Source organism: Yersinia aldovae ATCC 35236 (genome assembly GCF_000173735.1).
Classification (GTDB): Bacteria; Pseudomonadota; Gammaproteobacteria; order Enterobacterales; family Enterobacteriaceae; genus Yersinia; species Yersinia aldovae.
The window spans coordinates 13,068-36,414 of the sequence record NZ_ACCB01000023.1 but is presented as its reverse complement, the minus strand read 5'-3'; the positions used below and the strand labels follow the sequence as shown (position 1 = coordinate 36,414).

The following is a 23,347-nucleotide window of genomic DNA, read 5'->3' as shown; positions in this document are numbered from 1 at the left end:
AAAGCCGGAAGTATTCTGGCTCAATTGTGATAAGACGATTAACATTTTAGGGTACGGTGCAGTACGCTATGGGGTTGCATGATAATAACCAGAAACAGGGAGTAACATGACAATCCGCATAGCGATAAATGGCTTTGGCCGTATTGGCCGGAGCGTTTTACGCGCATTGTATGAATCGGGTCGGCGGGCAGAAATTTCAGTGGTCGCAATCAATGAGTTAGCTAATGCAGAAGGGATGGCCCATCTGTTGAAGTATGACTCCAGCCACGGCCGCTTTGCCTGGGATGTTCGTCAGGAATGTGACAAATTATACGTTGGGGACGATATTATCCGGCTGATACATCAGTCAGAAATTGGGCAGTTACCCTGGGGTGAGTTAGGAATTGATGTGGTTCTGGATTGCAGCGGCGTTTATGGTAGCCGTGCCGATGGTGAGGCGCATTTAACCTCCGGTGCCAAAAAGGTGCTGTTTGCCCATCCCGGTGGCCATGATTTGGATGCGACGGTGGTGTATGGAGTTAACCATCAGGATTTACAGGCGAACCACCGAATTGTTTCTAACGCCTCCTGTACCACCAACTGCATTATTCCTATTATTCAGTTGTTGGATGATGCCTATGGCATTGAATCCGGCACGGTGACGACCATTCATTCATCAATGAATGACCAACCGGTTATTGATGCTTATCACCAGGATTTACGTCGTACCCGAGCCGCAAGCCAGTCGATTATTCCGGTTGATACCAAACTGGCAGCAGGGATTACCCGTATTTTTCCGAAGTTTTGTGACCGGTTTGAAGCCATCTCAGTAAGGGTGCCAACCATCAACGTAACCGCTATCGATTTAAGCGTCAGTGTGACAAACCCGGTTGGTGTCGCTGAGGTTAACCAACTTTTGCAAAAGGCAGCAAGAGGTTCATTTCGTGGTATAGTTGACTATACGGAATTACCATTGGTGTCGACCGATTTTAACCATGATCCGCACAGTGCGATTGTCGATTGCACGCAGACGCGGGTCAGCGGGCAGCACCTGATTAAGACCTTGGTATGGTGCGATAATGAATGGGGTTTCGCCAATAGAATGTTGGATACGACATTGGCGATGGCCAGAAGTGGTTTCTAGTATGGCATGTTAACGTCTTGTTTTTCCGTGGTTTTACTGCGGTTATATCAACGTTGATGTGCAGCTTATGCAACTTTAAAGAGAATCAACAAGAGGATTCACCATGTCTGTAATTAAGATGACCGATCTGAGTCTGGCAGGCCTTCGCGTGCTGATCCGTGCGGACCTCAATGTTCCGGTAAAAGATGGCAAAGTGACTTCTGATGCGCGTATCCGTGCATCTCTGCCGACGATTGAAGCGGCATTGAAGCAAGGCGCTAAAGTAATGGTTACCTCTCACTTGGGTCGCCCGACCGAAGGCGAGTACAACGAAGAGTTCTCCTTGCTGCCAGTCGTTAACTACCTGAAAGATAAATTGTCTGCTCCGGTACGTTTGGCGAAAGACTATCTGGATGGCGTTGAAATTGCAGCTGGCGAGTTAGTGGTGCTGGAAAACGTTCGCTTTAACAAAGGCGAGAAGAAAGACGACGAAGCGCTGTCTAAGAAATATGCTGCACTGTGTGACGTCTATGTGATGGATGCGTTTGGTACTGCGCACCGTGCACAAGCCTCTACTCATGGTGTGGGTAAATTTGCCCCGATCGCCTGTGCTGGCCCGCTGTTGTCAGCAGAGCTGGAAGCCTTGGGCAAAGCACTGGGTAACCCAGCGCGTCCAATGGTTGCCATTGTAGGTGGTTCTAAAGTTTCAACCAAACTGACTGTATTGGGTGCTCTGTCTAAAATTGCAGACCAACTGATTGTTGGTGGCGGTATCGCCAATACCTTCGTTGCCGCTCAAGGCCACAATGTGGGTAAATCTCTGTATGAAGCAGACTTGATCCCAGAAGCAAAACGCCTGCTGGAAACCTGTGATATCCCCGTTCCTACCGATGTGCGTGTTGCAACAGAGTTCTCTGAAACTGCCGCTGCAACCCTGAAGCCGGCTAACCAAATCAAAGATGACGAGCAAATTCTGGACTTGGGCGACGAATCTGCGGAGCGTCTGGCTGAGATCTTGAAAAACGCCAAAACCATTCTGTGGAATGGCCCGGTTGGTGTGTTCGAGTTCCCTAACTTCCGTAAAGGGACCGAAATCGTGGCTCGTGCCATCGCAGAAAGCGACGCATTCTCTATCGCAGGCGGCGGTGACACTCTGGCAGCAATCGATCTGTTCGGTATTGCTGACAAAATCTCTTACATCTCCACCGGCGGCGGTGCATTCCTTGAGTTCGTAGAAGGGAAAAAACTGCCAGCGGTGGTGATGCTGGAAGAGCGCGCCAAGCAGTAATTTAGATAACGGGGGGCGAGAGCCGCCCGTTTCGCTTTTAGCTAATGAAGCTCGCGGGCTTTATACCCTAAATAATTCGAGTTGCAGGAAGGCGGCAACGAAATGAACCCAAGGAGTTGAGATAACTCAATGACTTGAGTGAATGATGGCAGCCAACGCACATGCAGTTTGAAGTATGACGGGTATAGGCGATTTACATTTAGGGCCTATCCTTACCGGATAGCTGCTATCTTCAGTCGACGAAACAGGACAACGTACATGTCTAAAATTTTTGATTTCGTAAAACCAGGTGTCATCACAGGTGATGACGTTCAGAAAGTGTTCGCAGTAGCAAAAGAAAACAACTTTGCTCTGCCAGCAGTTAACTGTGTCGGCACCGACTCTATCAACGCAGTGCTGGAAACAGCAGCCAAAGTGCGTGCGCCGGTTATCGTGCAGTTCTCTAACGGTGGTGCTGCATTTATCGCAGGTAAAGGCGTTAAAGCAGAAGGTCAGGGTGCTGCAATTCTGGGCGCTATCTCTGGTGCGCACCATGTGCATCAGATGGCTGAACACTACGGTGTTCCAGTGATTCTGCATACTGACCATTGCGCCAAGAAATTGCTGCCTTGGTTAGACGGCTTGTTGGACGCAGGCGAGAAACATTTCGCAGCGACCGGCAAACCGCTGTTCTCTTCTCACATGATTGATTTGTCTGAAGAGTCCCTGGAAGAAAACATCGAAATCTGTAGCAAGTACCTGACTCGCATGGCGAAAATGGGTATGACGCTGGAGATCGAACTGGGTTGTACCGGTGGTGAAGAAGATGGCGTGGATAACAGCCATATGGACGCATCTTCACTGTACACTCAACCGCAAGATGTTGATTATGCTTACGAAAAACTGAACGCTATCAGCCCACGTTTCACCATCGCTGCCTCTTTCGGTAACGTACACGGTGTTTACAAGCCAGGTAACGTGAAACTGACCCCAACTATTCTGCGTGATTCTCAGGATTATGTTTCCAAGAAACACAATCTGCCGCACAACAGCTTGAACTTCGTATTCCACGGCGGTTCAGGTTCTACTGCTGCTGAAATCAAAGAAGCAGTTAGCTATGGCGTAGTGAAAATGAATATCGACACCGATACCCAATGGGCCACGTGGGAAGGTATTCTGGGCTACTACAAAAAGAACGAAGCTTACCTGCAAGGCCAACTGGGTAACCCAGAAGGTGCTGACAAACCGAACAAGAAATTCTACGATCCGCGTGCGTGGCTGCGTGCTGCACAGGTGACTATGGTCGCTCGTCTGGAAAAAGCATTTGAAGAACTGAACGCGAAAGACGTTCTGTAATTTAGCTCCGCTTTAAAAGACTAAAAGGCCCTGCGGGGCCTTTTTTCTTGTCTGAACTCTGTGATTAATCACGGCTATTTGTGCCACTATTTGCAGAATTGTCTGATATTTCAGAATTTAACCCTTTCTTCGAATTGGCAACGTTTCCTATTGTTCGTTACCCTAAGCTGGTTGTCTGGAGTGTTAGTCGGCATTTTTTATTAATTTTTATGTAATCTCTCCCGCTGGGAGCTTTTTGTAGGATGGTTTAAATGGAAGAATTAAACGTAGTTGATGGAATCAATAATGCGAGCACTTGGTTGGTGGATAATCAGGATCTGCTGATTCAATATGCGGTTAATGTCGTGGCCGCACTGATGATACTGACTGTCGGTTCAATTATCGCTAAAGTCGTATCACGGATGCTGGGCCGCGTCATGAAGTTACGTGGCATTGATGTCACCGTAGCTGATTTTCTGGCAGCAATGGCGCGCTACAGTATTCTGGCATTCACTATTGTTGCCGTTCTGGGGCGTCTTGGGGTGCAGACCGCGTCAGTTATTGCGGTTATCGGTGCTGCCGGTTTAGCTGTTGGTTTGGCGCTACAAGGCTCACTGTCTAACTTTGCCGCCGGTGTGCTGCTGGTGGCCTTCCGTCCGTTCAAAGCGGGCGAGTATGTTGATCTGGGTGGTGTCGCGGGTACGGTAGTGCAGGTGCAGATCTTCTCCACCACACTGCGGACGGTTGATGACAAAATCATTGTAGTGCCAAATGGTAAAATCATTGCCAACAATATCATCAATACCAGTCGTGAGCCGAACCGCCGCACCGACATGGTTATTGGTGTTGCCTATGACGCTGATATTGATGTGGTGAAGAAAGTGCTGGGTGACATCATTGCCGCAGATAAGCGCATCATGCATGACAACGGTGTCACGGTGCGTCTAAATGAGATGGCCGCGTCTTCCCTTAACTTCACCGTGCGCGTCTGGACAACTAATGGCGATGCGATGGAAGTGTATTGGGATCTGATGGAAAACTTCAAGCGCGCGCTGGATGCTCACAAAATTGGCATTCCTTACCCACAGATGGATGTGCATTTACATCAGGTTACTAAGGCGGAATCTGCTCCGTCTGCATAGTACCTCACGCAGTCTGACGGGCTATTTTTAGCCCGTTTTTTTATCTTTTCCTCATATGCGAATTGCAGTTTATCCCCTAAATAATTCGAGTTGCAGGAAGGTCGCCAACATACATGCAGCTTGACGTATGATGTCCATACTTATTATTAGCTTTACTTATGGCTAATAAGAAATATCAATTTCCTCTGATGGTGCTCTCCCCGTACTATGCGGCTAATTGCTCTCATTTTCTCTCAGTTAGTTCTGAGTATTATTTAGAGGTAACAGTATGTTAGTTGTGTATTTACAGGGTTTTGTGCTTGGTGCTGCGATGATTTTACCCCTTGGGCCACAAAACGCTTTTGTGATGAATCAGGGCATAAAACGCCAGCACCATCTGATGAGTGCCTCTTTGTGCGCGTTGAGCGATATTATCTTAATTTGTGCCGGAATTTTTGGCGGTAGCGCCTTACTGAGCCGCTCCCCTTTGCTGTTGGCATTGGTTACCTGGGGTGGAGTCGCCTTTCTACTATGGTATGGCTGGGGCGCGTTGAGGGCGGCATGGCGGGGAGCTGACACCACATCAATGCTAGCCACCGGTGCACAGGGCCGCTGGCCGATAGTGATAACACTGCTGGCAGTGACCTGGCTGAATCCTCATGTCTATCTTGATACCTTCGTGGTGCTGGGTAGCCTGGGTGGGCAGCTTTTACCTGATGTGCGGCCGTGGTTTGCTTTTGGTGCGGTGAGCGCTTCGGTTACCTGGTTTTTTGCGCTGGCGTTGTTGGCGGCGTGGTTATCGCCGTGGCTTAACCGGCCAACCTCACAGCGAGTCATTAATTTACTGGTCGGCGGCGTGATGTGGTTTATCGCTTTTCAGTTAGCACGACAGGGATTGAATCTGTGAGTTTTTATCATTAATCCGAATCCCTAATTCAGTAAGATATGCTACGGTTGTCTTATACCCGTCATACTTCAAGCTGCATGTGTGTTGGCTGCCTTCGTTCGCCCCAGTCACTTACTTATGTAAGCTCCTGAGGACTCGCTCAGTTGCCGCCTTCATGCAACTCGAATTATTTAGTGCATAGTTTTATTATGATTATCTTAGGAGGCACCGTGAAGTTGAAGACATTGGCTTTGGCCGCAATGATGGGATTAGGGACGTTACCTTTGGCGCTACAAGCTCAAGCTGCCGAAGTGCCAGAAGGGCCGCATGTTGTCACCTCCGGTACTGCCAGCGTTGATGCGACACCGGATATCGCGACTATCGCAATTGAAGTTAGCGTATCGTCCAAAGATGCTGCGGATGCGAAAAAACAGGTTGATACGCGGGTAGCGCAATATTTTGATTTTCTACGTAAAAACGGCATTGAAAAGAAAGATATCAATGCGGCTAACATTCGTACCCAGCCAGAATACGATTACCAGAAGACCGGCGAAGCCGTGCTGAAAGGCTACCGTGCGGTGCGTCAGGTGCAGGTAACCCTACGACAACTGGATAAATTGAATGATTTACTGGATGGTGCGCTGAAATCTGGCCTAAATGAGATTCGTGCGGTGGAGTTAGGGGTAGCAAACCCCGATGTTTACCGCGAACAGGCGCGTAAAAAAGCCATTGAGAATGCCATCACTCAGGCCGGTTCGTTGGCTGATGGATTTAAGGTGAAGTTGGGACCGGTATACAGCATCCGTTACCATGTTGCTAACTACCAGCCAATGCCGGTAGCCCGCATGTTCAAAAGTGCCGAAGCCGCTCCGGCAAGTGATGCAGCTCAAACCTACGAACAACAGACCATCCATTTTGATGATCAGGTTGACGTAGTATTTGAGCTGAAAACCAGTGCCAACACGCCTGCTACCGCTGCGAAATAAGCTAGTCTTGCCGTAATACCTGACGCCCGTGAGATAACAGGGCGTCAGTCACCTTTCTCATCGTCCGGCTTTCTGGTGCGAATCGATGCCAGAACAGCATTCGCCGCTGCAATAGCCCCGGCGTCAGATTAATCAATTCGCCAGATGCCAACTCTTTTTCAATTTGCAGATGCGGGATCATACAGCAGGTGGTTCCCTGCCTTGCTAACTGCACAAAGGCTTCGGAAGAGTTAACAATATGGCAGGGTACGCTGCCCGGTGACAAATCAAAATTCTGCTGTAAAAACGCCTGATGCATATCATCCAAATGGTCAAAGGCTACGGCTGGCGCTTTCAGCAATGCCGAGCGGGTCACGCCATTGGGGAAATAACGATCTGCAAACGGTTTTGATGCAACAAACAGGTAATCCAGTGCGCCGAGTTGATCGACCAGGCAGCTTGGCAGCGGCTGCGGTTGGATACTGACAGCCCCCACCACTTCACCACGACGTAACCGCTCTTGCGTTCGGGTCTCATCCTCGACTTGCAAATTCAGCCGAATAGGGGAGTCCGCCAGCACCGGTTTCAGCGCAGGGAGCAGCCAGGTCGCCAGACTGTCGGCGTTGACTGCCAATGACAGCAACAGCGGTGTATCGCCACCGTTATCATTGCCAAGCCACTCCTCTTCCAGCAGTTCAACCTGATGCAGCAAAGCGAGCAACTTCTGCCCCTGTTCAGTCGGGCGGGGAGGCACCGTGCGCACCAGTAGCGGTTGACCGAACAGATTTTCCAACTGCTTAATGCGTTGAGACACTGCCGATTGGGTGATGCAAAGTTTTTGTGCCGCGCGTTCAAAACCGCGCTCACGGATCACCGCGTCCAGCGCTTGTAGCGTTCGGTAGTCTGGGCGTTTCATCGGAGTCATCTCTCCAAATATTTAAGTTAATACCGCACTATGCCACATTTTGATCATTTTTCTATGTTGGAATGCAGATAGGCCCGCCACAAATAAACTGACGAAACTGTGATCCAGCTAAAATTAACCACCCCGCAGGCAGGCTTTATTGCGACGTTTTATCACGTATATGCTCTATAATGACGTCAGGTTTTCTTTCACATCAAGGCGTGAACTTACCATGACTCAGGATGAACTTAAAAAAGCAGTGGGCTGGGCTGCGTTGGAGTATGTCACACCCGGCACTATCGTTGGGGTGGGTACAGGCTCCACTGCGGCACATTTTATTGATGCTCTCGGCTCGATTAAACATCAGATCGAAGGGGCTGTTTCCAGCTCGGATGCCTCTACCGCTAAGTTGAAAAGCTTAGGTATTCAAGTGTTTGATTGCAATGAAGTTGATGTGCTGGATATCTATGTCGATGGCGCTGATGAAATTAACGGTCAGATGCAGATGATCAAAGGCGGCGGTGCGGCACTGACCCGCGAGAAAATCATTGCTGCCATTGCCCGTAAGTTTATTTGCATCGCAGATGCATCGAAACAGGTTGATGTGCTGGGCAGGTTCCCGCTGCCGGTTGAAGTTATTCCGATGGCGCGTTCTTATGTTGCTCGCGAACTGGTGAAATTGGGTGGATTACCGGAATATCGCCAGAATGTGCTGACCGATAACGGTAACGTTATTTTGGATGTACACAATCTGACTATTCTGGATGCCATTGCGCTTGAAAATAAAATCAATGGTATTGCCGGGGTGGTCACCGTTGGGCTGTTTGCTAATCGTGGCGCTGATGTGGCACTGATTGGTACTGCCGACGGCGTTAGAACCATCATAGCAAAGTGATCGGTTAAATGGCTTCAGGATGAGGTTTAGACGCTTTATCCTGATGATTTTTTGCCTTTAAGTCTCTTTTCTTTAAATGGCTAAATTTGGTGATATATATCACATTTCGCCATTTCATTTCATTAACCTGCCATTAACGCTATTTTTGTCAGTCTTTTCTTCCATAAATTAACATCCACACTGATGGTTATGCTGACAGCCAGGCAATCGTTTGTATTGCTGCCTGCGTAATATTTGTTATGTTGACAGGGTGCTGACCGGATTCATTCGATAGCGGCAGCCACATCTGAAGTCTGAAAATAGGGTCGGGGACATGGCAAAAGTATCATTGGAGAAAGACAGAATTAAGTTTCTGTTAGTGGAAGGGGTTCACCAGAGCACGGTTGATAATCTGCGTGCAGCCGGTTATAGCAATATTGAATACCATAAAGGTGCCTTAGACACCGAATCACTGAAAGCATCGATTAAAGATGCTCACTTCATCGGCATTCGATCGCGCACGCATCTGTCCGAGGAAGTCTTTGCGGCAGCAGAAAAATTGGTCGCAGTGGGTTGCTTCTGTATCGGTACCAATCAGGTTGATTTAAATGCCGCGACCAAGCGTGGCGTGCCGGTATTCAACGCGCCTTTCTCCAATACCCGTTCAGTGGCCGAAATGGTGCTGGGTGAGTTACTGCTGATGTTCCGTGGCATTCCATCGGCAAACGCTAAAGCGCACCGTGGTGAGTGGAACAAACTGGCCGTCGGCTCCTATGAAGCTCGCGGTAAAAAGCTCGGTATTATCGGTTACGGTCATATCGGGACTCAGTTGGGGATTCTGGCTGAAAGTGTCGGGCTGAAGGTGTTTTTTTACGATATTGAAAACAAGTTATCTTTGGGCAATGCGCAGCAGGTTCGCCACCTGTCAGACTTACTGAATATGAGTGATGTGGTTAGCCTGCATGTGCCGGAGAATCATTCCACCAAGAATATGATTGGCCGTGAAGAATTGGCATTAATGAAGCCGGGTGCCCTCCTGATTAATGCCTCACGCGGCACGGTGGTTGATATCGCGGCGCTGTGTGATGCCCTGGCGAGTAATCACTTAGCTGGCGCGGCCATTGATGTGTTCCCTGAAGAACCTGCCACCAATAAAGATCCGTTTAATTCGCCGTTGTGCGAGTTCGATAATGTGTTATTGACTCCGCATATCGGTGGTTCTACTCAGGAAGCGCAGGAAAACATCGGTGATGAAGTGGCTGGCAAACTGGCGAAATATTCCGACAACGGTTCAACGTTATCGGCGATGAATTTCCCTGAGGTTTCTCTGCCTGCGCATGGTGATAATACCCGCCGCCTGCTGCATATTCATGAGAACCGTCCGGGTATTCTAACCAGTATTAACAAAATTTTTGCTGAACAAAACGTCAACATTGCGGCGCAATATTTGCAAACCAGCGCTGAAATCGGTTACGTCGTTATTGATGTTGAAACGGATGATGCAGAAAATGCAGAAAAAGCATTACTGGCGATGAAAGCAATTCCAGGGACTATCCGTGCGCGTTTACTTTACTAATGAGTAAAACATCACTGGCGAATGGTGCCTGATAACCCGGTATCTGCGGATACCGGGTTTTTTATTTATTATCGCGAGACTTTAATTAACCCACTGCCACACTTTGGCCGGTGTCACAATTTCAGGCAACGGCACATCCCACAGCTCAGATGGCAAGTGCTCTACCCATTGGCAATCATGGGCCAAGCCAATAGGATACGGGCCATCATGTTGCCAGTGTTGCAGCGTGCGGTCATAAAACCCCCCACCCATCCCTAAACGTTGCCCGTGGCTATCAAACGCCACCAGCGGGGTTATTACCACATCTAGCTGGTTTAGGGGCAATACGTCGCGTACATCTAATGGCGGTTCAAGAATTTTAAGGCGATTGCGAATGAGCGGGCTATCAGGCTGATAACGCAGGAACAGCAAATTACCAGGGCTGAAGGGATGAAGTACGGGCAAATAAACCTGTTTTTTCTGCTGCCACAATAGCTTAATAACCGGGCCGGTATCTAACTCGCCATCAAAAGAGAGAAATACGGCAACAGTGTTGGCCTGCTGAATTCGGTAATGGGAAGCAATGCGTTTTGCGGCGAGATTGGCAGAATGCTGTTGTTGTTCTGGAGTTAAAACACGCCGACGCTCACGTATTTCGCCGCGAATTCTTTGCCGTTCAAGGGCATGTTGCGGATTCAAATGCATGTTATCGATTCAAGAGTATATAGTTGATTCATATGACATGTTATTGATTAAGGTAGGCAAAGAGCTGCCACTAGTCAGACTGAATGTAATAACCGTTGGAATACAGGTTATCCGTTAAAGAGGGGATCTCCGAGATGCCGCCGCAGGCTGTAACCCTTGAACCCATGGTTCAAGGTGAACGCAGCGTCGCAACCTTAAGGCTTCTCGGCGGACCGAGCATGCGCACCAGTTACGGAGTCACTACATTCTGTTGGTATTAATTATCGGCTCAGGGGACTGGCCCGCTGGCAAACACCTCAGAGAATTTTTTACTCACTGCTGAATCTATCACTCAACAGAGATTTATTCAAACTGTGCATCCTGACGTTCAGAGATGCGACCCTGTTCAAGCAATGCCTGTTCAATGGTCTGTTGTAACATCCGAATACGTTGCTCCATATTGGATGCATAGTCACGGGTTTTCAACCTTTCCTGAGCCAATTCGTGACACACATTCAATGCCGCGATAAAAACTAACTGCTCAGTATTGGTGACTCTAGTGCGAACTTTAAGATCTTGCAACCGTTGGTTAAGATCTTCTGCAGCCATGTTCAACGCATCTTGTTGTTCTGGCGGACAATTGACTCTTAACGAGCGACCAAAAATTTGAATATCTACCGGTTGTGCAGACATGCCACCTTCCTGACTAATTTTCGCGCCAGCCCTGCAAACCAGAGGCAAAATGCTCGTCGCTACAAAGCGGGCGTCACTATATATACCTTGATACCAAGATTCAACCCCTAATCCCCATAGGGTATAGCGTGTTGCGTTTTCTGGTATAGCGACCTTTCTTGGTGGTAGCATAACACGAACTTATCCTGCCAACGATGACCAATACGCATGTCTATAGAGAATACATTACCAACTTACCCATCACTTGCCCTGGCATTGAACCAGCAGGCAGTGGCACTCACCCCTGCTGAAATGCATGGCCTGATCAGCGGTATGCTGTGTGGTGGCAGTAAAGACAATGGCTGGCAGACGCTGGTGCATGATCTGACTAACGAAGGTGTCGCCTTCCCACAAGCGCTCAGTTTACCGTTACAACAGTTACATGAAGCAACACAAGAAGCATTGGAGAACGAAGGTTTTATGTTCCAGTTGCTTCTCCCTGAAGGGGAAGATGCCACGGTATTTGATCGTGCAGATGCCCTTTCTGGCTGGGTAAATCACTTTCTGCTGGGGCTGGGGATGCTGCAACCCAAGCTGGCTCAGGTGAAAGATGAAGTAGGCGAAGCCATTGATGACCTGCGTAATATTGCCCAATTAGGTTACGACGAAGATGAAGATCAAGAAGAACTGGCGCAATCCTTAGAAGAAGTTCTCGAATATGTGCGTGTAGCCGCGATTTTATGTCATATCGAATTCACTCGACAAAAGCCGACAGCTCCAGAAGTGCGCAAGCCAACGTTACATTAATTTAAAGCGTGTAATATATTGAATTTAGGTGATTAAATTCGGCAATTTCAGGAGGGTGTGATGACTCAACAAGAATACCAGAACCGCCGTCAGGCGTTGTTAGCGAAGATGGCGGTGGGCAGTGCAGCCCTGTTTTTTGCCGCGCCTGAGGCTACGCGCAGTGCGGACTCTGAATATCCCTATCGGCAGAGCAGCGATTTTAGCTATCTGACCGGCTTCAATGAGCCACAAGCGGTATTGATTCTGGTAAAAAGCGATGAGAGCCATAACCACAGCGTGCTGTTTAACCGGGTGCGGGATTTAACCGCTGAAATCTGGTTTGGCCGCCGTTTAGGGCAAGATGCCGCCCCCGCTAAGTTGGGTGTTGACCGCGCACTCCCTTTCGATGAAATCGACGAACAACTCTATTTACTGCTTAATCGCCTTGATGTGATTTATCACGCGCAGGGGCAATATGCTTACGCAGATAAAATCGTTTTCGCCGCGCTGGAAAGATTACGTAACGGTTTTCGTAAAAATCTGCGCGCACCTGCAACCTTAACTGACTGGCGGCCCTGGCTGCACGAAATGCGCCTGTTTAAGTCAGAAGAAGAAATTGCCGTGATGCGCCGCGCTGGTGAAATAAGCGCGCAAGCCCATACCCGCGCGATGGAGAAATGCCGCCCAGGAATGTTCGAATACCAACTGGAAGGGGAAATTCTGCATGAGTTTACCCGTCATGGTGCGCGTTATCCGGCCTATAACACTATCGTTGGCGGCGGTGAGAACGGCTGTATTCTGCATTACACCGAAAATGAGTGTGAACTGCGCGATGACGAATTGGTGCTAATTGATGCGGGTTGTGAATATCAAGGCTATGCCGGTGATATCACTCGCACCTTCCCGGTTAGCGGTAAATTCACGCCAGCTCAGCGCGAAATTTATGACATCGTACTGGCGTCAATTAACAAAGCTCTGGAATTGTACCGGCCTGGCACCAGTATTCGCGAAGTGACCGAACAAGTGGTGCGCATCATGGTTGCCGGTCTGGTGACGCTGGGTATCCTGAAAGGGGATGTCGAGCAGCTCATTGCCGAGCAAGCACATCGGCCTTTCTTTATGCACGGCCTGAGCCACTGGCTGGGGTTGGATGTGCATGATGTCGGCGATTATATCAATAGTGACCGTGGTCGTATTCTGGAACCGGGTATGGTGCTGACCATTGAACCGGGTCTGTATATCGCGCCAGATGCTGATGTGCCGTCGAAATACCGTGGCATTGGTATTCGTATTGAAGATGATATTGTTATCACTGCTGATGGCAATGAGAACCTGACCGCCAGTGTGGTCAAAGATCCTGATGCCATTGAAGCACTGATGGCGGCGGCGAGATAACGGATGAGTGTAATCATTGTGGGTGGCGGCATGGCCGGTGCAACACTGGCGCTGGCTATATCCTCTCTTACTCAGGGAAGGGTGCCCGTTGCTTTGGTTGAAGCACAGTTGCCTGCAAGCCGGCAACATCCGGGCTTTGATGCCAGAGCGATTGCACTGGCGCAGGGCACCTGTCAGCAATTGGAGCGCATCGGTATCTGGTCGTCGCTGGCTGACTGCGCCACCGCGATTGAACATGTGCATGTCAGTGATAGCGGCCATGCCGGTTTTGTGAACTTACGCGCGGCAGATTATCGTGTTCCGGCGTTGGGCAATGTTATCGAGCTGCATGAGGCAGGGCAGCGGCTATTTACATTGCTGAACAACGCGCCAGGAGTGACACTGCATTGCCCGGCAACCGTGGTTGATGTGGTTCGTAGCGCGGAATCAGCCAGTGTTACGCTGGATAACGGGCAGCAATTGAGTGCCAAATTGCTGGTGGCCGCTGATGGTTCTCACTCGGTGCTGGCGCGCACCTGTAATATTCAATGGCAACAGCAGGACTACCAGCAGGTTGCGGTGATAGCCAATGTCACCACCGCTCAATTGCCCAATGGACGTGCATTTGAGCGCTTTACTCGCCACGGGCCGCTGGCATTATTGCCGATGTCTGAAGGGCGCAGCTCTCTGGTCTGGTGTCATGCCAAACAAGACCAACAACGGGTTGACAGTTGGGATGATGCCCGCTTTGTCGCGGAGTTGCAGCAAGCCTTTGGTTGGCGGTTAGGGAGAATCCTCCATGCGGGTAAACGCCATAGCTACCCGTTGCAGTTACTAACGGCTTCACGCCATGTCAGCCACCGTTTGGCGCTGGTGGGCAATGCCGCACAAACGCTGCATCCGATCGCCGGTCAGGGCTTTAATCTGGGCCTGCGCGATGTAATATCGTTAGCTGAAACAGTTGCTCAGGCAGGGCGTGATCCCGGCGATTATGCCGTGCTTGCCCAATATCAGCAGCGCCGTCAGCCGGATCAACAAGCGACTGTTGGTGTGACCGATGGTTTAATTCGCTTGTTTGCCAACCGCTATGGGCCGCTGGTGGTTGGCCGCAATCTTGCGCTGATGTCAATGGAACAGTTGCCTGCAATACGTGATACTTTTGCGCGGCAGACATTGGGGTGGGTTAAGCGTTAGTTTTACCCGTCATCTTTTACGTTGCAGGTGTGTTGGCTGTGCTTAATAACCCGAATCACTTACAGGTGTAAGCTCTGCGGGATTAATGAACCTCATCGCTGAAGCTTACCCTGCGGGCAGTATAAATGCTGTTCAAATCGGTTCTCGACCGATTTGTATCTCGCTTGCCGCGTTCCTGCATCGAGACGTTTATAGGGTAAATGAAGTTCATATTTTTATGGGATATATCTCGGTATGCAATCATATGACGTGGTAATCGCCGGTGGCGGAATGGTCGGTCTGGCACTGGCCTGTGGGCTACAAGGCAGCGGGTTGCGCATTGCTATTATTGAGCATCAGCCGATAGTGGAGCCGTTACCTGCACCGGTAGCGGGGGCGTTGGCGCTTCGTGTCTCGGCGATCAATGCTGCCAGTGAGCGCTTACTGCAAAAAATTGGTGTATGGGAGAATATCTTAGCCCTGCGTGCCAGCCCTTATAGTGGAATGGAAGTATGGGACCAAGACAGTTTTGGTAAAATTGCTTTCCATGCCGATGAATATGGTTTCAGTCATCTCGGTCATATCATCGAAAATCGGGTGATCCAGCAGGCGTTATGGCAGCGTGCCAGTCAACTGGCTGATGTCACCCTGCTGGCACCTGCGAGCCTTAAACAGGTGGCTTGGGGTGAAAGCGAAGCCTTTATCACTTTAACAGATGACCGAATGCTAAGTGCCAAACTGGTGGTGGGGGCAGATGGGGCTAACTCCTGGTTGCGCCAACATGCGGATATCCCGCTGACATTTTGGGATTATGCCCACCATGCGTTGGTAGCAACCATTCGCACGGAAGAGGCTCATCAAGCCACTGCACGTCAAGTCTTTCATGGTGATGGTATTTTGGCCTTTCTGCCGTTTAGTGACCCACACCTTTGCTCGATTGTTTGGTCATTACCCCCTGAGCGCGCCGCCGAGTTATCCGCGCTGCCCGCCGAGCAGTTTAACCGCGAGTTGGGAATGGCATTTGATCTGCGTTTGGGGCAATGTCAGCTTGAAAGTGAGCGGCAGACTTTCCCGCTGGCGGGGCGTTATGCCCGCAGCTTTGCTGCACACCGACTGGCGCTGGTGGGGGATGCCGCCCATACCGTGCATCCGTTGGCTGGGCAGGGGGTTAATCTGGGCTTTATGGATGCCGCTGAGCTGGTTTCTGAACTACGCCGCTTGCAGCGTCAGGGCAAAGATATCGGTCAGCATCTTTATCTGCGCCGCTATGAGCGCCGCCGTAAACACAGTGCCGCAATGATGCTCGCCAGTATTCAGGGTTTCCGCTCCCTGTTTGCGGGCAGTAATCCGGCTAAAAAACTACTGCGTGATATTGGCTTAACGCTGGCTGATAACTTGCCAGGGGTCAAACCTCAATTGGTGCGCCAGGCGATGGGGTTAAGTGATTTACCCGATTGGCTCGACGAATAATCTTGTACCCGCTAACACCCACCTTCAGTTGAAATAATCTAATTTCAACCTGCTTTTCGCATTAGTTTTTTTCACTCATAGCCAAAACCTGATAAGTTGAATCTGACAGGGTTTTGGTTATTCGGTTATATAACATCGCTATTTTTACGGTTTAATTGTTAATTATGTGCCTATGTGCGCAGTTTTACAGTGGAAAACTCTGCACAATACCCTTGTTTTTTGCCTGCTGCCTGCGTGTTATCGCCTATTTTAGCTTATGGTTCCCTGATAGATTCGGTGATAACGTTGGGCAAAAGGTATCGTTTGCGTAACGGTGTTCATGCCTATTTTTATTGGGGGATGAAGCCGGTATAAAACACTCATGACATGTTATAGCCAAAGCAATTGGAGTTGTAGGTAGGCGGCAAGCGAATGAATTCCCGATGAGCTTACACCGGTAAGTGATTCGGGTGAATGAACGTAGCCAACGCCCCTACGGCTTCAAGTGCGAAGGGTATATTGAGGGAGAGTAGATGGCTAAGCAGACCCCGTTGTATGACCAGCACGTAGTATGCGGTGCTCGGATGGTAGATTTTCATGGTTGGATGATGCCATTGCATTATGGCTCCCAAATCGACGAACACCATATCGTGCGTCAGGATGCCGGTATGTTTGATGTTTCTCATATGACCATCGTCGACTTACACGGTGCCCGTACCCGTGAATTCCTGCGTTATCTGTTAGCCAACGATGTCGCCAAACTGACCCAACCGGGCAAAGCCCTTTACACCGCAATGCTGAATGCCTCCGGCGGTGTTATCGATGATTTGATTGTTTACTTCCTACGTGAAGACTATTTCCGTTTAGTGGTTAACTCCGCCACCCGTGAAAAAGATCTGGACTGGATCATTCAACATGCTGAGCCATATCAGGTTGAAGTGACGGTGCGTGATGATTTGGCGCTGGTGGCAGTACAAGGCCCGACAGCACAACAGAAAGTGGCAACCTTACTGACTCCTGATCAGCAACAGGCGATCGCAGGAATGAAACCGTTTTTTGGTATTCAAGCTGGTGATTTGTTTATCGCTACCACCGGTTATACCGGCGAAGCGGGCTATGAAATTGCGCTGCCGAAAGAGCAAGTGGTTGATTTCTGGCAGCAATTGCTGGCAGCAGGCGTAAAACCTGCGGGCCTTGGTGCTCGCGATACTTTGCGGCTTGAAGCCGGGATGAACCTCTACGGGCAGGAGATGGACGAAGGTGTTTCGCCATTAGCCGCCAATATGGGCTGGACCGTAGCCTGGTTGCCGGAAGAGCGTCAGTTTATCGGCCGTGCAGCACTGGAAAAGCAGCGTACGGGGGGTACTGAACACTTGGTAGGCTTGATCATGACGGAAAAAGGCGTATTACGTAATGAGCTGCCGGTACACTTTTCTGATGCCTCAGGCAACCCAAAAGTGGGTGTTATCACCAGTGGTTCATTCTCGCCAACATTGGGCTTTAGCATTGCGCTGGCCCGTGTCCCCGCAGGGATTGGTGAAAATGCGGTGGTACAGATCCGTAACCGTGAAATGCCGGTTCGGGTGGTTAAACCGGGTTTTGTACGGGCAGGTAAGCCGGTCACGCTGTAATTATTGAGAGTAGATCGTTATTGCGAATTCTATGAGCCACACCCTTTTGGCTCTATCACTATTTAAGGAGCATCAATGAGTAACGTACCAACAGAATTGAAATATGCGTCATCTCATGAGTGGGTTCGTGCAGACGGTGATGGTGTTTATAGCGTCGGTATCACGGAACATGCGCAGGAACTCCTCGGCGACATGGTTTTCGTTGATTTGCCTGAAGTGGGCAGCGACGTTTCAGCCGGTAGCGATTGTGCGGTTGCCGAATCAGTTAAGGCCGCTTCCGATATTTACGCACCGATCAGCGGCGAAATCATTGCGGTTAATACCGAACTGGAAAGCTCGCCAGAGCTGGTGAACAGTGCGCCGTACACCGATGGCTGGTTGTTCAGCATCAAAGCGTCTGATGAAGGCGAATTGGCAGATTTGTTGGATGCTGAGGCTTATCAGGCGACGATCGACGAGTAAATGAGTTTAGGGCTATTTTATTTGCCATTTTGAACCTGGGCAGTGCTCGAAACCCTCACGTAGCCATTATTTACAAGGTCATGGTGTACGCTCCGGTTTCTGTGCGCTGTCCGAGTCCAAACTGCCTGCAACAATTACGCCCTACAAAGTACGCTTTATGAAATAAGTCCAACTTCCCGTCCCATGCCCTATTCAGGAATTTGTAGCACATGACTCAGAATCTCAGCCAGCTTGAACATAACGATGCTTTTATTCAGCGCCATATTGGCTCTTCAGCTCAACAACAACAAAAGATGTTGGAAGCCGTGGGTGCCCGCTCGTTAAGTGCATTAATCCAACAGATTGTTCCGGTAGATATCCAGTTGCCAAGCCCACCACAAGTTGGTGATGCTGCCACGGAACATCAGGCGCTGGCGGAACTTAAAGGGATTGCCAGCCAGAATCAGCGCTATAAATCCTATATTGGCATGGGCTACAGCCCGGTGCTGACCCCGCCGGTTATCTTGCGCAATATGCTGGAAAATCCAGGTTGGTACACCGCCTATACCCCTTATCAGCCAGAAGTTTCTCAGGGCCGCCTTGAAGCGTTGTTGAATTTTCAGCAATTAACCCAAGACCTGACAGGGTTGGATCTGGCCTCTGCTTCTTTGCTCGATGAAGCCACTGCTGCTGCCGAATCGATGGCGCTGGCCAAACGTGCCAGTAAACTGAAAGAGGCAAACTGCTTCTTCGTCGCCGATGACGTGCATCCGCAAACCTTGGATGTGGTGCGTACCCGCGCTGAAACCTTTGGTTTTGAGGTAATTGTTGGTCGTGCTGAAAGTGTGCGGGAGCTGGACGGCGTGTTCGGGGTGCTGCTGCAACAAGTGGGCACCACCGGCGAATTGCATGATTATTCAGCGCTGCTGGCTCATCTGAGAAAACGCAAAATCATTACCTGCGTTGCCGCCGATATTATGGCGTTGGTACTGTTGACCGCCCCTGGAAAACAAGGTGCCGATGTCGTATTTGGCTCCGCTCAGCGCTTTGGTGTGCCAATGGGCTACGGTGGCCCACATGCCGCCTTCTTTGCCTGCCGCGATGAATTTAAACGCTCAATGCCGGGCCGTATTATCGGGGTATCGCGTGATGCAGCGGGCAACACTGCGCTACGTATGGCGATGCAGACCCGTGAGCAACATATTCGCCGCGAAAAAGCCAACTCGAATATCTGCACTTCTCAGGTTTTACTGGCCAATATTGCCAGCTTGTATGCGGTTTATCATGGGCCGCAAGGCTTGCAGCGTATCGCTGGCCGCATTCACCGCATGACCGATATTCTGGCTGCCGGTTTGCAACACGCGGGCTTGACGCTGCGCTTCAAAAATTGGTTCGATACCCTGACGGTTGAAGTCGAAGATAAAGCTACCGTGCTGGCCCGTGCATTGAGTTTTGGTATCAACCTGCGAACTGATATTGATGGTGCGGTGGGTATTACGCTGGATGAAACCACCTCGCGCGAAGATATTCAGACTTTGTTTACCCTATTCGCCGGTGATAATCATGGTCTGGATATTGACCTGCTTGATGCCAAAGTCAGCCAGAACAGTCAATCAATTCAAGATACTATGTTGCGTCGTGACCCTATTCTGACTCATCCGGTATTTAACAGTTACCACAGCGAAACCGAAATGATGCGTTATATGCATCGTCTAGAGCGCAAAGATTTGGCGCTGAATCAGGCGATGATCCCGTTGGGATCCTGCACGATGAAGCTAAATGCCGCCGCAGAGATGATCCCGATCACTTGGCCGGAATTCGCCGAGTTGCATCCCTTCTGCCCACCAGAGCAAGCGGCTGGTTATCAGCAGATGATTGGTCAATTGTCACAATGGCTGGTGCAACTGACCGGTTATGACGCGGTTTGTATGCAACCAAACTCAGGCGCACAAGGTGAGTATGCCGGTCTGCTGGCGATTCGCCGTTATCATGAGAGCCGTAATCAGGCGAATCGTGATGTCTGTTTGATCCCAAGCTCTGCGCACGGTACTAACCCCGCATCGGCGCAAATGGCGGGGATGTCGGTTATCGTTGTGGCTTGTGATAAACAAGGCAATATCGACTTACATGACCTGCGCCAGAAGGCCGAGGACGTGGGGGATAAATTGTCCTGTATTATGGTAACTTACCCGTCGACTCATGGCGTGTATGAAGAAACCATTCGTGAAGTTTGCCAAATTGTACATCAGTTTGGTGGTCAGGTTTATCTGGATGGCGCGAACATGAATGCACAAGTGGGGATCACCACGCCGGGCTATATCGGCGCAGATGTTTCACACCTTAACTTGCATAAAACCTTCTGTATCCCACACGGCGGCGGTGGCCCAGGTATGGGGCCGATTGGCGTCAAAGCGCATTTGGCGCCGTTTGTTCCAGGCCACTGCGTGGTACAAATCGACGGTATGATAACCCAACAAGGCGCGGTTTCGGCGGCCCCATTTGGCAGTGCGTCAATTTTACCTATCAGTTGGATGTACATTCGCATGATGGGGGCAGATGGGCTGAAACAGGCCAGTCAGGTCGCCATTTTGAATGCCAACTATATCGCGACCCGCCTGAAAGAGGCTTATCCGGTACTGTATACCGGCCACGGTGGCCGCGTGGCGCACGAATGTATTCTGGATATTCGCCCGCTGAAAGAAGCGACCGGGATCAGCGAGATGGACATCGCCAAACGTTTGATCGACTTTGGTTTCCATGCGCCGACCATGTCGTTCCCGGTTGCTGGCACGTTGATGGTGGAGCCGACGGAATCGGAAAGCAAAGCGGAACTGGATCGCTTTATTGATGCGATGCTGGCTATTCGCGACGAGATAGCCAGCGTCGCGCGTGGCGAATGGCCGTTGACAGATAACCCGCTGGTGAATGCGCCGCATACTCAAGCAGAGCTGGTGGGTGACTGGCAGCACCCGTACAGTCGTGAGTTGGCGGTATTCCCGGTGGCTGGTGTGATGGAGAATAAATACTGGCCGAGCGTGAAACGTCTGGATGATGTGTACGGTGACCGTAATTTGTTCTGCTCATGTGTACCTATCAGTGATTATATCCTTCGTTCTTGACGGTGCGGCGGTGTTAATGATGCTCACCCTGCGGGCGAGCATCAATGCTATTCAAATCGGTTGCGCGCTGTCTTGCCGTAACACCAATTACTTTGGATAGACAAACAATCCTTACTGTAAATAACAAAGGGTCGCGCAAGCGGCCCTTTTGCCTGGTTTATTATTTTGTCGCCGGGTGTGTTAATTTGGGAAAAATACACCGCTAAGTATGGAGCAGGGATATGCATAAGAAAGTTGCATTAGTGACGGGTGGAAGCCGGGGAATTGGTCGCGCGACTGCATTGCTGCTGGCAAAACATGGCTATCGGGTTGCGGTGAATTATATCAACGATGAGCAGGCGGCGCGGCAGGTGGTGGCAGAGATAGCCGCCGCAGGGGGGTTGGCGATTGCGCTACAGGCGGATATTGCCGATGAACTACAGGTTGTGGCGCTATTTGAACAGCTTGAAGCCCAACTTGGGCCAATCAGCGCACTGGTGAATAATGCCGGTATCCTGTTTCCGCAAACCTGCATTGAAGGGCTAACCGCCGAGCGCATCAATCGGGTGCTATCTACCAATGTGACCGGTTACTTCTTATGTAGTCGTGAGGCGGTCAAACGTATGGCATTGCGTCATGGTGGTCGTGGTGGTGCGATTGTTAATGTTTCTTCTGCGGCTGCACGTTTGGGCGCGCCGGGGGAATATCTTGATTATGCTGCCTCTAAAGGTGCTATTGATACTCTGACCACCGGTTTGTCACTGGAAGTTGCTGGCGAAGGCATTCGAGTTAATGGTGTGCGGCCAGGCTTTATCTATACCGATATGCATGCCAGCGGCGGGGAGCCTGGGCGAGTTGATCGGGTACAAGGTTTGTTACCGATGAAGCGGGGCGGGCATCCGCAAGAAGTGGCAGAAGCGATTGTCTGGTTACTTTCAGATAGCGCCTCTTACGTGACTGGCAGTGTGTTGGATATGGCAGGGGGCAAATGAATAGGGGCGGTATTGTCCCGATATTCACTCTAGATCGTCGATATCGCGTATATGAAAGAGAAACAGTAGCACTCTGATATCAATGTGATAACGCGATTACCATCCCACCAGGTGCCTATTTAACTATCACTTTCGCGTTCTCACCTAACATATTGATCCGCAGACATGGCGGGTTACATCTACTGACGGAATATTTAAGCTTACACGTGTACACTGGAATCATTCTCAGTTAACCTGAGTGTGGTTTTTTTGTGCGATTAGCAAGCCGCAGTGCCGCTCATCGGGTGAGATAATAATATATATGCAGGATAATCAGTATTGAAGAACAAATCAGTGTCATCGGCTACTTTGGTCGCGCCAACGCTTGCCACAACACCGGTTTATCCGTGGGCGGAAGAGATAGCAAACAGTATCAGCCACGCAATTGGTGTGGTATTTGGCATTATCGGGCTGGTATTACTGCTGGTACAAGCGGTTGATAGCGGAGCCGATACGAAAGCACTGACCAGTTATAGCCTGTATGGTGGCAGTATCATCTTGTTGTTTCTGGCTTCAACGCTGTACCACGCGGTTCCACACCGCAAGGCGAAATTGTGGTTACAAAAGTTTGACCATTGCGCCATCTACATTCTGATTGCCGGAACATATACACCGTTTCTACTGGTTGGGTTGGATTCGCCACTCGCCCGTGGTTTGATGGCGGTTATCTGGGGGCTGGCGCTGTTCGGCGTGATATTTAAACTGGCTTTTGCGCACCGGTTTGAAGTGCTGTCGCTGGTGACTTATCTGACGATGGGCTGGTTATCGCTGATTGTGATTTACCAACTGGCGGTAAAACTTGAAATGGGTGGGTTGGCATTGCTGACTCTCGGTGGCTTGCTGTATACCTTGGGCGTGGTTTTTTATGCATCTAAACGTATCCGCTTCGGTCATGCCATTTGGCACGGTTTTGTGTTGGCTGGCAGTGTTTGCCACTTTATGGCGATCTATTTATACGTTTGAGGCTTTTGTGACATGAATTAAGGCCGGATAACCGGC

The 23,347-nt window shown here is 50.1% G+C and carries 20 protein-coding genes and 1 other RNA gene; 17 read left to right on the top strand and 4 right to left on the bottom strand.

From position 1 onward, the window contains the following. The first annotated feature begins 106 nt into the window (after positions 1–106). The 6 genes from epd (at position 107) to YALDO0001_RS11840 (ending at position 6,697) form a co-directional block, all read left to right on the top strand. Positions 107–1,123, top strand: a complete 1,017-nt coding sequence (gene epd, locus YALDO0001_RS11865) for an erythrose-4-phosphate dehydrogenase (RefSeq protein WP_004703484.1) — start codon at positions 107–109, stop codon at positions 1,121–1,123. 103 nt (positions 1,124–1,226) lie between these two features. Continuing rightward, positions 1,227–2,390, top strand: a complete 1,164-nt coding sequence (gene pgk, locus YALDO0001_RS11860; protein ID WP_042546828.1) for a phosphoglycerate kinase — start codon at positions 1,227–1,229, stop codon at positions 2,388–2,390. A gap of 258 nt (positions 2,391–2,648) precedes the next feature. Further along, a complete protein-coding gene (fbaA, locus tag YALDO0001_RS11855; RefSeq protein ID WP_004703478.1) occupies positions 2,649–3,725 on the top strand; it encodes a class II fructose-bisphosphate aldolase in 1,077 nt (358 codons plus the stop codon). A 251-nt stretch (positions 3,726–3,976) separates the two neighbouring features. Continuing rightward, positions 3,977–4,846: a small-conductance mechanosensitive channel MscS gene (gene mscS / locus YALDO0001_RS11850; protein WP_004703474.1), complete on the top strand. Its 870-nt coding sequence runs from the start codon at positions 3,977–3,979 to the stop codon at positions 4,844–4,846. A gap of 268 nt (positions 4,847–5,114) precedes the next feature. Then, positions 5,115–5,732 carry an arginine exporter ArgO gene (argO, locus tag YALDO0001_RS11845; protein WP_042839906.1) on the top strand — a complete coding sequence of 206 codons (618 nt, stop codon included), beginning with the start codon at positions 5,115–5,117 and terminating at the stop codon, positions 5,730–5,732. A gap of 209 nt (positions 5,733–5,941) precedes the next feature. Further along, on the top strand, positions 5,942–6,697 hold the full coding sequence (locus YALDO0001_RS11840) for an oxidative stress defense protein (RefSeq protein WP_042546825.1): 756 nt from the start codon (positions 5,942–5,944) through the stop codon (positions 6,695–6,697). Position 6,698: 1 nt separating this feature from the next. Here YALDO0001_RS11840 and YALDO0001_RS11835 read toward each other — a convergent pair whose 3' ends face one another. Beyond that, positions 6,699–7,592: a LysR family transcriptional regulator ArgP gene (locus tag YALDO0001_RS11835; protein WP_042839905.1), complete on the bottom strand. Its 894-nt coding sequence runs from the start codon at positions 7,590–7,592 to the stop codon at positions 6,699–6,701. A gap of 220 nt (positions 7,593–7,812) precedes the next feature. Here YALDO0001_RS11835 and rpiA point away from each other — a divergent pair, with 220 nt between their 5' ends. Then, positions 7,813–8,475, top strand: coding sequence for a ribose-5-phosphate isomerase RpiA (gene rpiA, locus YALDO0001_RS11830; RefSeq protein ID WP_004703465.1), 663 nt, complete (start codon positions 7,813–7,815; stop codon positions 8,473–8,475). Positions 8,476–8,788: 313 nt separating this feature from the next. Next, a complete protein-coding gene (serA, locus tag YALDO0001_RS11825) occupies positions 8,789–10,030 on the top strand; it encodes a phosphoglycerate dehydrogenase (RefSeq protein WP_004703459.1) in 1,242 nt (413 codons plus the stop codon). Positions 10,031–10,111: 81 nt separating this feature from the next. Here serA and YALDO0001_RS11820 read toward each other — a convergent pair whose 3' ends face one another. From YALDO0001_RS11820 to zapA, 3 genes are all read right to left on the bottom strand, one after another. Then, positions 10,112–10,714 (bottom strand): 5-formyltetrahydrofolate cyclo-ligase, encoded by a 603-nt coding sequence (locus tag YALDO0001_RS11820; RefSeq protein WP_004703457.1) that lies wholly within the window; start codon positions 10,712–10,714, stop codon positions 10,112–10,114. 122 nt (positions 10,715–10,836) lie between these two features. After that, positions 10,837–11,020: non-coding RNA, 6S RNA (gene ssrS, locus YALDO0001_RS20205), on the bottom strand. A 36-nt stretch (positions 11,021–11,056) separates the two neighbouring features. After that, a complete protein-coding gene (gene zapA, locus YALDO0001_RS11815; protein WP_004706812.1) occupies positions 11,057–11,386 on the bottom strand; it encodes a cell division protein ZapA in 330 nt (109 codons plus the stop codon). A gap of 207 nt (positions 11,387–11,593) precedes the next feature. Here zapA and YALDO0001_RS11810 point away from each other — a divergent pair, with 207 nt between their 5' ends. The 9 genes from YALDO0001_RS11810 (at position 11,594) to trhA (ending at position 23,311) form a co-directional block, all read left to right on the top strand. Continuing rightward, entirely contained in the window at positions 11,594–12,172 is a 579-nt protein-coding gene (locus YALDO0001_RS11810) for a YecA/YgfB family protein (protein WP_004703454.1), read from the top strand. 60 nt (positions 12,173–12,232) lie between these two features. Further along, the gene (pepP, locus tag YALDO0001_RS11805; RefSeq protein ID WP_004703451.1) at positions 12,233–13,546 is read left to right on the top strand and encodes a Xaa-Pro aminopeptidase; all 1,314 of its coding nucleotides are present in this window, start codon (positions 12,233–12,235) and stop codon (positions 13,544–13,546) included. Between the two features lie 3 nt (positions 13,547–13,549). After that, positions 13,550–14,719: a 2-octaprenyl-6-methoxyphenyl hydroxylase gene (gene ubiH / locus YALDO0001_RS11800; RefSeq protein ID WP_004703450.1), complete on the top strand. Its 1,170-nt coding sequence runs from the start codon at positions 13,550–13,552 to the stop codon at positions 14,717–14,719. A 234-nt stretch (positions 14,720–14,953) separates the two neighbouring features. Beyond that, complete coding sequence (gene ubiI / locus YALDO0001_RS11795) at positions 14,954–16,168, top strand: FAD-dependent 2-octaprenylphenol hydroxylase (RefSeq protein ID WP_004703448.1); 1,215 nt, start codon at positions 14,954–14,956, stop codon at positions 16,166–16,168. A gap of 512 nt (positions 16,169–16,680) precedes the next feature. Beyond that, complete coding sequence (gcvT, locus tag YALDO0001_RS11790; RefSeq protein WP_042839903.1) at positions 16,681–17,778, top strand: glycine cleavage system aminomethyltransferase GcvT; 1,098 nt, start codon at positions 16,681–16,683, stop codon at positions 17,776–17,778. Between the two features lie 75 nt (positions 17,779–17,853). Then, on the top strand, positions 17,854–18,240 hold the full coding sequence (gcvH, locus tag YALDO0001_RS11785; protein WP_004703442.1) for a glycine cleavage system protein GcvH: 387 nt from the start codon (positions 17,854–17,856) through the stop codon (positions 18,238–18,240). A 209-nt stretch (positions 18,241–18,449) separates the two neighbouring features. After that, complete coding sequence (gcvP, locus tag YALDO0001_RS11780; protein WP_004703440.1) at positions 18,450–21,338, top strand: aminomethyl-transferring glycine dehydrogenase; 2,889 nt, start codon at positions 18,450–18,452, stop codon at positions 21,336–21,338. 221 nt (positions 21,339–21,559) lie between these two features. Next, positions 21,560–22,309, top strand: a complete 750-nt coding sequence (locus YALDO0001_RS11775) for an SDR family oxidoreductase (protein ID WP_004703437.1) — start codon at positions 21,560–21,562, stop codon at positions 22,307–22,309. Between the two features lie 318 nt (positions 22,310–22,627). Continuing rightward, positions 22,628–23,311, top strand: coding sequence for a PAQR family membrane homeostasis protein TrhA (gene trhA, locus YALDO0001_RS11770; protein ID WP_086016810.1), 684 nt, complete (start codon positions 22,628–22,630; stop codon positions 23,309–23,311). Positions 23,312–23,347 lie beyond the last annotated feature (36 nt).